At 61.8% G+C, this 11,454-nt stretch carries 10 protein-coding genes and 1 pseudogene; 7 read left to right on the forward strand and 4 right to left on the reverse strand.

Annotated features, from left to right (window positions below; all coding sequences use genetic code 11):
• Nucleotides 1-11 precede the first annotated feature (11 nt).
• The 3 genes from htpX (at nt 12) to ACWPW0_RS13505 (ending at nt 2,330) form a co-directional block, all read left to right on the forward strand.
• Nucleotides 12-884: a protease HtpX gene (gene htpX, locus ACWPW0_RS13495; RefSeq protein ID WP_454255570.1), complete on the forward strand. Its 873-nt coding sequence runs from the start codon at nt 12-14 to the stop codon at nt 882-884.
• Between the two features lie 168 nt (nt 885-1,052).
• On the forward strand, nt 1,053-1,448 hold the full coding sequence (locus ACWPW0_RS13500; protein ID WP_447592267.1) for a transcriptional regulator: 396 nt from the start codon (nt 1,053-1,055) through the stop codon (nt 1,446-1,448).
• A 114-nt stretch (nt 1,449-1,562) separates the two neighbouring features.
• A complete protein-coding gene (locus ACWPW0_RS13505) occupies nt 1,563-2,330 on the forward strand; it encodes a DODA-type extradiol aromatic ring-opening family dioxygenase (protein WP_454255571.1) in 768 nt (255 codons plus the stop codon).
• 53 nt (nt 2,331-2,383) lie between these two features.
• Here the strand turns inward: ACWPW0_RS13505 and ACWPW0_RS13510 are convergent.
• The 4 genes and pseudogenes from ACWPW0_RS13510 to ACWPW0_RS13525 all read right to left on the reverse strand — a co-directional run bounded on the left by ACWPW0_RS13510 (nt 2,384) and on the right by ACWPW0_RS13525 (nt 7,470).
• Nucleotides 2,384-3,603, reverse strand: a protein-coding gene (locus ACWPW0_RS13510) for an IS3 family transposase (RefSeq protein WP_454255572.1) whose coding sequence is annotated in 2 segments (ribosomal slippage) — nt 2,384-3,255 and nt 3,255-3,603 — 1,221 coding nt in all. Because the reading frame shifts where the segments join, the coding sequence is not laid out codon by codon here.
• 102 nt (nt 3,604-3,705) lie between these two features.
• Nucleotides 3,706-5,417: pseudogene (locus tag ACWPW0_RS13515) on the reverse strand (DEAD/DEAH box helicase).
• A gap of 332 nt (nt 5,418-5,749) precedes the next feature.
• Complete coding sequence (locus ACWPW0_RS13520) at nt 5,750-6,505, reverse strand: spermidine synthase (protein WP_447592273.1); 756 nt, start codon at nt 6,503-6,505, stop codon at nt 5,750-5,752.
• The gene (locus ACWPW0_RS13525) at nt 6,502-7,470 is read right to left on the reverse strand and encodes an AraC family transcriptional regulator (protein ID WP_454255573.1); all 969 of its coding nucleotides are present in this window, start codon (nt 7,468-7,470) and stop codon (nt 6,502-6,504) included. The genes ACWPW0_RS13520 and ACWPW0_RS13525 overlap by 4 nt, the downstream gene beginning before the upstream one ends.
• Before the next feature lie 195 nt (nt 7,471-7,665).
• On the opposite strand from ACWPW0_RS13525, the gene ACWPW0_RS13530 reads away from it, so the two are divergent.
• Genes ACWPW0_RS13530 through ACWPW0_RS13545 form a run of 4 tightly spaced genes read left to right on the forward strand, consistent with a single transcriptional unit; the run spans nt 7,666 to nt 11,429 of the window.
• Nucleotides 7,666-9,009, forward strand: coding sequence for a flavin-containing monooxygenase (locus ACWPW0_RS13530; RefSeq protein WP_454255574.1), 1,344 nt, complete (start codon nt 7,666-7,668; stop codon nt 9,007-9,009).
• Nucleotides 8,990-9,913, forward strand: coding sequence for a bile acid:sodium symporter family protein (locus tag ACWPW0_RS13535; protein WP_454255575.1), 924 nt, complete (start codon nt 8,990-8,992; stop codon nt 9,911-9,913). The genes ACWPW0_RS13530 and ACWPW0_RS13535 overlap by 20 nt, the downstream gene beginning before the upstream one ends.
• A complete protein-coding gene (locus ACWPW0_RS13540) occupies nt 9,913-10,695 on the forward strand; it encodes an SDR family NAD(P)-dependent oxidoreductase (protein WP_447592281.1) in 783 nt (260 codons plus the stop codon). Before ACWPW0_RS13535 ends, ACWPW0_RS13540 begins: the two co-directional genes overlap by 1 nt.
• Nucleotides 10,695-11,429, forward strand: a complete 735-nt coding sequence (locus ACWPW0_RS13545) for a sulfite exporter TauE/SafE family protein (RefSeq protein WP_447592282.1) — start codon at nt 10,695-10,697, stop codon at nt 11,427-11,429. Before ACWPW0_RS13540 ends, ACWPW0_RS13545 begins: the two co-directional genes overlap by 1 nt.
• The last annotated feature ends 25 nt before the right edge of the window (nt 11,430-11,454 follow it).

An 11,454-nucleotide genomic window follows, 5' to 3' on the forward strand; every position in this document is an offset into this window, starting at 1 on the left:
AGTTTTACACCATGACGCGCATTCTGTTGTTCCTGGCCACCAACATTGGGGTGCTGATAATCGCCAGCATCACCCTCAAATTGCTGGGGGTTGACCGTTATACCGGCCAGAACTACGGCAGCCTGTTGATATTCTGTGCCGTATTCGGCTTTGCCGGCTCGCTGATCTCGCTGTTCATCTCCAAGTGGATGGCCAAGATGAGCACTGGCACGCAGATCATCACGCAGCCACGCACCCGCCACGAACAGTGGCTGCTGCAAACCGTCGAAGAACTGTCGCGCGAAGCCGGTATCAAGATGCCGGAAGTCGGTATCTTCCCTGCCTACGAGTCCAACGCCTTCGCTACCGGCTGGAACAAGAACGACGCCCTCGTTGCCGTGAGCCAGGGGCTTCTCGAGCGCTTTTCGCCCGACGAAGTGAAGGCGGTGTTGGCTCACGAAATCGGCCACGTCGCCAATGGCGACATGGTCACCCTCGCCCTGATCCAGGGCGTGGTGAACACCTTCGTGATGTTCTTCGCGCGGATCTTTGGCAACTTCGTCGACAAGGTGATCCTGAAAAACGAAGACGGCCATGGCATCGGCTATTTCGTCGCCACCATTTTCGCCGAGCTGGTATTGGGCATCCTGGCCAGCATCATCGTCATGTGGTTCTCGCGCAAGCGCGAATTCAAGGCCGATGAAGCCGGTGCACGCTTGGCGGGCACTGCCTCGATGATTGGCGCCCTGCAGCGCCTGCGTGCCGAACAGGGCGTACCGGTGAACATGCCCGACAGCCTCACCGCATTCGGCATCAACGGCGGCCTGAAGAACGGCCTGGCCGGCCTGCTGATGACTCACCCGCCACTGGAAGACCGTATCGAAGCGCTGCGTCAGCGCGGCTGATATCCGCTCCTGCTAAAAAGGCGATCCAGTGGATCGCCTTTTTTCGTTGCGCATGTCTCCACACCTGCCACTGGTAAGACCAGGCGAACCTTTGCCGGATCGTCACAGTCGCACCTTTAAGGGATCACCTCCGCGTGATCATAGCCAGGCTGAAACAGGAGACATGCCATGACGACCTACAACTGGGATCTCATCGAACGCCTGCTGCATGAGGCACAGAACTCCGCCGGCAAATCATTCGCCCCACGCGTCTATGCCGAAGACCTTGCCGATGAACTCCAACAGGCTGACGAGGATATCGGCAACCTGGACAGCTTCAAGGCGGAGGCCACTCGCTATGAATCCGAGCTGGTCACAGGGGGATTCATCGAAACCCGCCCAGAGAGCGAAGGTGGCAATGGCGAAAACTTCGTCCTCACCGAACGCGGCCTGCAGTTACTGAGCATGATCGACAGCAGTTTTCCGGGAAATGACCACCCCCGCGAAATCCTCGATGAAGCCGGCACTGCAGCACTAAGCCCAGAAACCTTTGATCGGATAGCCCCCAAAGCCAATCTGACCTGAGAAAACCGTAGAGCTTTAAATCCAGTAAATCGATCATTATCGACAGTAATTTATACTGGATATCGATATATCGAGGCGCAACCATGAGCACTCCCGATTACTCAGGAGTTGCTCATGCTTCCCACCCTGTTCATATCCCACGGCTCACCCATGCTCGCCCTTGAGCCTGGCGCCAGCGGCCCTGCACTGGCGCGACTTGCAGCAACACTGCCCCGACCACGTGCCATTGTGGTGGTATCCGCGCACTGGGAAAGCTACGAGCTACTGATTGGCAACGGTGCACATCCCGCCACCTGGCATGATTTCGGCGGATTTCCCCCAGCCCTGTACGCCGTGCAATATCCGGCACCCGGCGCACCGAATCTGGCGTTCGAGATTCAGACACTGTTTGGGGAAGCTGGCCTCCCTGCTCGTCTAGACTCACAGCGCCCCTTTGACCATGGCGCCTGGGTACCGTTGTCACTGATGTATCCGCAAGCCGACATCCCGGTTCTACAAGTATCACTACCCAGCCGGGGCGGTCCTGCCCTGCAGACCCGGATTGGCCGTGCTCTCACAGGCCTGCGGGAACAGGGCGCTCTACTGATCGGCTCTGGCAGCATCACTCACAATCTGGGCGAACTGGATTGGCGGGCCGGCCCCGATGTCATCCAGCCATGGGCCGGCGCCTTCCGCGATTGGGTCGTCGAGACACTGGCTGCCAACGATGAAGACGCATTGCACGACTACCGTCGTCAGGCACCTTTCGCCGAACGCAACCACCCCAGCGATGAGCACCTGCTGCCGCTGTTCTTTGCCAGAGGTGCCGGCACGGTCTTCTCGGTGGAACACAGCGGCTTCACCTTCGGCTCCCTGGGCATGGACATCTATCGCTTCGACTGAGTCGTGTCTAGTCCTGAAATAGGTTTACACCGTTTCAGCTAGATTTGCGGCACCTAGAGCGCCCGATGCACCGCATCGGGCGTTTTGTATTTCAGGGCCCTATGCGGCCGCTCCGTGTTGTAGATTCTGACGGCCTCGCTGACCATTAACCTGGCCTGCTCCAAGTCATTGGGGCTTCGCTGCAGTAGTTCGTTCTTCAGGATTCCATTCACCCGCTCTGCAAGCGCGTTCTGATAGCAGTCGTAGCCATCGGTCATCGAACACCGCACGCCATGGCGCTTGTGCAGCTCCTGATAAAGCGCCGAGCAATATTGGACTCCACGATCAGAGTGATGGATGAGCCCATGGTTAGTGCGGCGACCGCGCAAGGCGTGTCGAAAGGCAACGGCCACAGACTCGGCATGCAAGCCCTCGTGAACGTGATGACCGACGATCTTCCGTGAGTAAGCATCAGTGACCAAGCTCAGATACAAAGGACCACTGCGCGCCGGCAGATACGTAATATCCGCCACCCACACATGCTCGGGCGCTGCCGCTGTAACTTGATCGGGCCCCGGCTTCAGCCGGTTCGGATGCCGATAGAAACGATGAAAGCTATGCGTGGTCTTGTGATACGCGCGCTTGGGTAAAACCAGCAGGCGACGCTCACCCAGGATCGAAAATAGCCGGTCACGACCTACCTTCAGGCTGTCATTGGGCTGGTTGTGCAGAAGATGATGCAACTTACGCGTGCCGATCCGCGGCTGGCGCACCCTTATGAAACTGACGTACTGAGCGACCTGTTCACCCTGCCTATGGCGCTGGTCAGCAACACGGTTGCGCTTGTAGTAAGCCTGGCGGCTGATGGAAAGAAACTGGCAAGCCCTGACAACGGTCAGCCCTTGGATTTGCTCTTGCGAGAGGACTTGCCGGGTCGCTTTTTTACGATCGAAACACCGTAATCCTTCTTCAACACATCGACCACAGCCTCAAAGAACTGGGCCTTCTGGCTCATGAGCTGCAATTGCTGCTCTAGCTCCTTGATGCGTTGCTCAGGCGTCAGGTCTTTGGGATCGGTCACAGCTTCACTCCTATCGGCTCGAATCGATGCCCCCTGGCTCCAATCCTGCCGACCATGCTTACGCAACCATACCAAAATGGTAGACCTGCCCTGGATGCCATACCGTGCCTGCGCCTGTTTGTAAGTCAGCTCGCCCTTTTCGACCTGATCAACCACAGCCAATTTAAAAGTCAGCGAGTAATCACGCTGCGTACGCTTAACACCTTGCTCCATCGAGCTCTCCAGATTCTCGGGATAAAGGTGTAAACCTTATTCAGGACGGGACATCGTCCATAAAAAAGCCCCGCAATGCGGGGCTTTTTTATCAACCAGGAATCAATCCTCGCGATAACGACGCAGCTTCAGGGCCTTGCCGGCAACACGAGTGTCCTTGAGCTTGCCCAGCAGGCGCTCGAGGCCTTCTTCCGGCAGCTCGATCAGACTGAAGGTTTCGCGAATCTGGATACGCCCGATCGCTTCGCGCTGCAGGCCGCCTTCGTTGAGGATCGCCCCCAGCAGGTTCTTCGCGGCGATACCGTCACGGGCACCCAGGGCAGTACGGCAACGCGCACGGCCTTCGGCCAGCGGGACCGGCGCACGGCGCTCGCGCGGGGCGAACTCACCACTGCGCTCGCCATCACGCTCACGGCGCTCACGCGGTGCGCTGACGGTCGGCACCAAAGGCTGCTCACGCTCGACGTCCGCCAGGTTCAGCGACTGACCGTTGGTGGCCTTGCGCAGCAGGGCCGCGGCCAGGGCACGTGGGGTGCAACCGATATCGGCGACCAGGCGATCCAGCAACTCGCCGTGGCTGGCCTCGGCATCGGCAACCAGCGGTGCGAGGCTGTTGGTGAGTTTCTTGATCCGCGCATCCAGCACCTGCTGGGCATTGGGCAAGCGCACTTCCACGACCTTCTGCCCGGTCACACGCTCAATCACTTGCAGCATGCGGCGCTCACGCGGGGTAACCAGCAGCAGCGCACGGCCCACGCGACCGGCACGCCCGGTACGGCCGATACGGTGAACGTAGGACTCAGGGTCGTATGGCATATCCACGTTGAACACGTGGGTGATGCGTGGCACGTCGATACCGCGGGCCGCCACGTCGGTGGCCACGACGATGTCCAGACGACCATCCTTGAGCGACTCGATCACGCGCTCGCGCTGGTTCTGCGCGATGTCACCGTTCAGCGCGGCGACCTTGTAGCCTTTCAGCTCCAGGGCGGACGCCAGGTCCAGAGTGGCCTGTTTGGTACGCACGAAGGCGATCAGGGCGTCGAATTCCTCGACTTCCAGCAGACGCGATACCGCAGCGACCTTCTGGTCGGCATGCACCATCAGGTGCGCCTGCTCGATCAGCGAGACGGTCTGGGTCTTGGCAGCGATCTTGACGTGTTTCGGCTCACGCAGGTGCTTCTCGGCGATCGCACGGATCGAGGCCGGCAGGGTTGCGGAGAACAGCACGCTCTGGCGGCTGGCCGGCATGGCCTGGAAGATCACTTCCAGGTCATCCATGAAGCCCAGCTTGAGCATCTCGTCGGCTTCGTCCAGCACCAGGAACTGGATGGTGGACAGCAGTTGGTCGTTACGGCTCAGGTGATCAACCAGACGACCAGGTGTGGCGACGATGACCTGGGCGCCCTGGCGGATGGCCTTGAGCTGCGGGCCCATCGGCGCGCCGCCGTAGACGGCAACCACGTTCAGGCCAGGCATCTGCTTGGAATAGGTTTCGAATGCGGTGGCCACCTGCAGGGCCAGTTCGCGGGTTGGCGCGAGAATCAGCGCCTGCGGCTCGCGCTTGGCCGGGTCGATCTTCGACAGCAGCGGCAAGGCGAACGCGGCGGTCTTGCCGGTACCGGTCTGGGCCTGGCCGATCATGTCGTGACCGGCAAGGATCACCGGAATCGATTGGGCCTGGATGGGGGACGGCTCTTCGTAGCCCACCGCGGTGATCGCGGAGAGAATAGCGGGATGAAGGCCGAGCGCGGCGAAGCCGGCGGTTTCCTGGGTCATGGGGTCTGCCTCTAGGTGCATCCGCAAAGACCCAAGTTCCAAAGCTGCACATGCCATGTAGGACCACGAAGGTCACCCTGGCAGCTATGTAAACGGGGATTTGCGAAAACTAAATGGATAAAACGTCAAGGATAGTCCGCGTCGCGGACAGCAGCCGAAGCAAGCACTTCAAGAAGATGCATTACCTGAACGAGGCCAAATTTTGGCCGGCGCGAACTATACCGGAAAAGCCGGCCAAAAGGGAGACTTTCGGCAATCGGCTCTCACCTCACTGACTGCCGGTGTGCTGCAAGCACCATATCGGCTCGCCTGGCGCATGGCTATCAAGCAGCACTACAGGCTCGATCAGAACAGCAACAGGCCCCTTTTAGCTGGCCGGTCGCAACACATCGATCAGCGGCTGCAAGGAGTAACGCAAGCGCGGCTTGAGCGCTTCGGCCCGGGCTTCCAGCGCATCGAAATCCAGCGTCTGCTCCAGATCGGACGGAATCAGCAGGATGACGTTGCCCTCCTTCACCGGGATTTCCCAGTAATGCCGGTGATACAAGCCGCGCAACAACGCCGCGCCCAGTGGCTTGCCCTCATCGGTGCCCCACTGATTGATCACCAGCCAGCCACCGGGATTGAGGCGCTGCTGGCAGTTCTCGAGAAACTTCCAGGCCAGGTGACCGACCGCCGGCCCGGTGTCGGTATAGAGGTCAACGAAGATCAGGTCGGCGGACTCCGCGCTGTCGAGCAGCTCCAGGGCGTCGCCGATGCGGATCGTCAGACGCGGGTCGTCAGCCAGCCCCAGGTGCTCCATGGCCAGGCGTGGCACATCCGGTCGCAACTCGATCACCTCGACATCGTCCAGGTGCAGGAACGCCAGGCAAGCCTGGGTCAGGTTGCCTGCCCCGAGCCCCAGGAACAGCGCACTCTCCGGCGCCTCGTGGCACAGCGCCCCGATCAGCATGGCACGGGTGTAGTCGTACTCCAGCCAGCTCGGGTCGCGGGTGAACACGCAGCTCTGCTCGATGGCCTCGCCGAACTCGAGGAAGCGGTAGTCACCGACTTCGAGCACCCGGATCACCCCATACTGATCGTGCACCTCTTCCAGTACGCGCTCTTCCTGCAACTCGGTCATTCGTTGTGCCCCTGGCGGAACTGCCCTGGTGTCATACCACTCCAGCGCCGGAAAGCCTTGGCAAAGGCACTCTCGTCGGAGAATCCCAAGCGCTCGGCCACTTCGCCAAGGCGCGCTGAATCGCGTAGCAGTTGTTCGGCCATGTGATGCAGAACCTGCTCGCGCAACAGTTTGAATGAAGTGCCCTCGTCCGCCAGCTTGCGGTTCAGGTGCCGGCCACTCAGCTCCAGTTGCTCGGCAATCCGTTCTTTGCCCCAGCGCGGCTGCTGACGCAGCAGTTGCTGCACACGGACGCTGAGGCTCTGCTCACCCAGGCGTTCGAGCTGGCTGTCGGCAAGCTCACGCAGGTGACGACAAACCACGGCATTGGCCTGGATCAGCGGCACCTGCAGATCCGCCAGGCGAAACACCAGGGCATTCGTGCCGGAAGCAAAGTGCAAGGGACAATCCAGCAGCGCCGCATACTCAGCCTCGCTGGCACGCGGCGGATGGGCAATATGCAATGCCAGTGGCAGCACCTTGTTGCCCGTCACCCAGCGGGTCAGTTGCACCATGCTGGCCAATATCGCCTCGACGCGCTCGGCTTGCCGCTCCTGATAGTGCGCCTGGTAATGCAGGCTGACCTGGCCATCGCCCTGACGCAGCACCAGTTCGGCGCCCCCACCGACGATGGGGTAGTAATCAAGCAAGGCCTCCAGCGCCTCCCCCAGCGTCTCGCAGCTCATCAGCAGCGCGCCGACCATGTCCAGATGGCCGACCTGCAGGGCACAGCCCAGGCGCACGCCGATCAGCGGATCATTCGTGGACTGGCAGAAGGCCTCCCACAGTTCGCCCTGACGAGCCAGGGGAATGCGCGGTTGATTGACCAGATCGAGCAAGTCAGCGGGCAACGCCACACCCAGGCGCTCAGCTGCCTGGAAGATGGCTTGCACGTAATGCACGGTGACGGAAGGCGTGGTGGGCATGGTCCTGAATTAACCGAAGAGGGTCCTGATTGAGCCGTTACGACGGGGGCAAATGCCCCTATGCTGGCACAACATAACGAGGCGCTGTGCGTTGACCGGCAATCGCATCACCTTTTATCACGGTGACAACTGATCAATGCCGGGCCAACGCCCAAGCGCCCACCGAAACAGCGCCACAGAAAAGAGAAGCCTTGCATGCACGCCATCATTGGAGCCGGCCCCATGGGACTGGCCGCTGCCCGTCAGTTGCAACGCCATGGTATCGCCTTCGTCGGCTTCGAGCTGCATGGTGATGTCGGTGGTTTGTGGGATATCGATAACCCGCACAGCACGATGTACGAATCCGCCCACCTGATTTCCTCGAAAGGCACCACCGAATTCAGCGAATTCCCGATGGCGCCGGGCACGCCGGCCTATCCACCGCAGCGCCAGGTGGGCCAGTACTTTCGCGACTATGCGGCGCACTTCGAGCTGCGTCGCCATTATCACTTCGACACCCGCGTAGTGCGCCTGGAACGCCTCGAAAAAGGCTGGCGCCTGATCAGCGAAACCGACGGCGTACAACGCGAATGGCAGTTCGAGGGTGTGCTGATTGCCACGGGCCCCCTGCACACACCCAACCAGCCGGCACTACCGGGCCAGTTCGCCGGGGAACTGCTGCACTCGGCTGCCTACAAGCGCACGGAACTGTTCACTGGCAAGCGCGTGCTGGTGATCGGCTGTGGCAACTCGGCCTGCGACATCGCCGTGGATGCCGTCCACCGTGCGGCCTCGGTCGACCTGTCGGTGCGACGCGGCTACTACTTCCTGCCCAAGTTCATCCTCGGCAAGCCGACCGACACCTTCGGCGGGGCGGTCAAGCTGCCGCGTCGACTCAAGCAATGGGTCGACGGCCTGCTTGCCCGCGCGCTGATAGGCAAGCCTTCGCAGTACGGTCTGCCCGATCCGGACTACCGCCTGTACGAATCGCACCCAGTGATGAACTCGCTGGTGCTGCACCACATCGGCCACGGCGACATCCGGCCACGGGGCGATGTACGGCACGTAGAAGGCCACACCGTGACCTTTGCCGATGGCAGCCAGGCCGACTACGACCTGATCCTGCAGGCCACGGGGTATCGGCTCGACTACCCCTTCATCGACCGCCACGAGTTGAACTGGCCGCAGGATGCCGCGGCGCCACAGCTGTACCTGAACGTGTTCCACCCGACGCATGACGACCTGTTCATGCTTGGCATGATCGAAGCCTCGGGTCTTGGCTGGCAAGGCCGCGCCGAGCAGGCCGAGCTGGTTGCCCTGAGCATTCGCCGGCGGCTCGATGGGCACCCCAGCGCCACGCAGTTCCGCAAGCAGGTACGTGAGCGGGCCAACCAACGCCTGGATGGCGGTTACGCCTACCTCAAGCTTGCGCGCATGGCCTACTACGTGCACAAGGACAGCTACCGTCGCGCCATGGCCCGACACATAGCCGACCTGCAACAGGACCTCGCCCCCACGCCTTTGCCGCAGGAACGCCTCGATGCCAACCGTCAACCTTGAGTTCTCTCCAAGCTCGATGATCGCGCTCAACGCCATCATCGCGCTGATGATGTTCGGCGTATCACTGGAACTGCGCGCCGACGATTTCCGTCGCATCGTACGCACCCCCAAGGCGCCGGCGATCGGCATGTTCGTGCAGTTCTTCCTGCTGCCGGCCAGCACCTGTCTACTGACCATTTTGCTGCCCATCGAGCCGGAGTTGGCCCTGGGCATGATTCTGGTCGCCACCTGCCCCAGCGGCACCTTCTCCAACATCATGACCTGGCTGGGGCGCGGCAATGTCGCGGTATCAGCCAGCGTTACCGCCGTATCGAGCATCACCGCCGGGATTTTCACGCCGCTCAACTTCACCCTGTACGCGGGGCTCAATCCGAAAACCCGCGAATTGCTGACCAGCATCAGCATCGACCCGCTCGGCCTGCTGGCTCTGGTGGCGCTGGTCCTGGTGTTGCCGATGATCGCCGGCATGCTGCTGGGCAAGCAGCGCCCGCAATTGGCCAGGCGTCTGGAAAAACCGCTGCGCATCTTTTCCCTGCTGGTACTGGTGGCCTTTATCGGTGGCGCCCTGGCCAAGAACTTCAACCATTTTACCGAGCACTTCCACCTGTTCTTCTGGCTGGTGGTGCTGCTCAACACCATGGCCCTGGTGCTTGGTTATACCTGTGCTCGCCTCTGGCGCTTGCCGGATGCCGATGTCCGCGCCGTGACCCTGGAAACCGGTATTCACAACTCGGGGCTGGGCATGGCGCTGATCTTCACCTTCTTCCCACAGGCCGGCGGCATGCTGCTGATCGCCGCGTTCTGGGGCTGCTGGCAACTGCTGTCCGGCCTACTGCTCGCACTGTTCTGGTCACGTCGCCAGCCGATCGGCCAACCGGCCTCCGTCAGCCCGGGAGGTGTCTGATGCGTGTCGTGCTGATCACCGGTGCCGCCAGTGGCCTGGGCTGGGAGCTGGCGCAAGCCTGCCATGCCCGTGGCGACCATCTGCTGCTTACCGATATCGACGCCCGTGGGCTCGCCGCACGCGCCGCCGAACTGGATGCGCACCGCGTACTGGCCATCGCCGGCGACATCTGCGAACCCGATCTGCATCGTGAGCTGCTGACCGCCTGCCGAGAACGTTTCGGCCGCCTCGATATCCTGCTCAACAATGCCGGCATCACTCACCGCTCGCCGACCATCCACACCGACCCGGCCGTGCTGCGCAAGGTCATGGCGGTGGACTACCACGCACCGCTGGAGCTCACTCTGACGGCCTTGCCACTGCTGCGCCAGAGTCGCGGCCAGGTCGCCGCCGTCGGCTCGATGGCCGGCTGGATGCCCGTGCTGGGGCGCGCCGGCTATTGCGCGGCGAAAAGCGCCCTGGGTCAGGCCTTCGAAGTGCTGCGCGCGGAGATCGCCCGCGACGGCATCCACCTGCTGATGGTCTACCCGAGCTTTCTCGACACGCCCATCGACCGCAACGCCCTCGGTGGTGATGGCAAGCCCGCCACCCATGCCCGCTCGACCCTCGGCACCGTACGTTCCGCCACGCGGATGGCTGAACAATTGCTCGATGCCCTGAGCCTGGGCCAGGAGCGTCTGTTCCCCGACCGTGGCAGTTGGCTGGCCAGCCTGCTCTGGCGTATCGCACCACGCCTGTACTACCGGCAGATGAGCCGCCGCTTTGCCGGCGAGCTGGGCTGATGAGCATCGCGCCCTATGCACTCGGTGGTTTCATCCTGCTGGCCTATACCCTGGAAGCCATCACCGGTTTCGGCAGCATCGTCATCGCCCTGTCGCTCGGCGCGCTGCTATTGCCCATCGAGCAATTGCTGCCGGTACTGGTGCCGTTGAACATCTGCATGACCGGCTACCTGGTCAGCCGTCACTGGCGCCTGATCGACCGGCGTCTGTTGCTGGGCATGATCCTGCCTGGCATGGCTGCTGGCACGCTGGCCGGCTACTTGCTGCTGCCCTACCTCGACGAGGTATCGCTCAAGCGTGGTTTTGGCGTGCTCATCCTCTGGTTCGCCGCCCGCGAATTGTGGCGCCTGTGGTACAGCGTGGCGCCACGCGCTCATACGCCGAACTGGGTCATGCGTCTGGCGACCACGGCTGCTGGCATCTGCCATGGATTATTTGCCTCGGGCGGGCCGCTGCTGGTGTTCGCCCTGTCTACCACCACACTGGACAAGGCTCGCCTGCGGGCCACCCTGGTCAGCGTCTGGTTCACCCTCAACGGCCTGCTGACCCTGGCCTTCCTGCTCGATGGCCGCCTGGCCCCGGCGCTGCCACAGGTGCTGCTGTACGCGCCCTTGCTGCTGATTGGCGTGTGGCTTGGCGAGCATCTGCACCAGCGTATCGACGAGCGCCACTTTCGTATCGCCATCTATGCCTTGCTGCTGGTCACCGGCACGCTGCTGTTGGTAGGCCCTTGAAAAACGTTGGCGAGGCAGCCAGCGC

It is taken from the genome of Pseudomonas sp. Marseille-Q8238 (assembly GCF_965111915.1).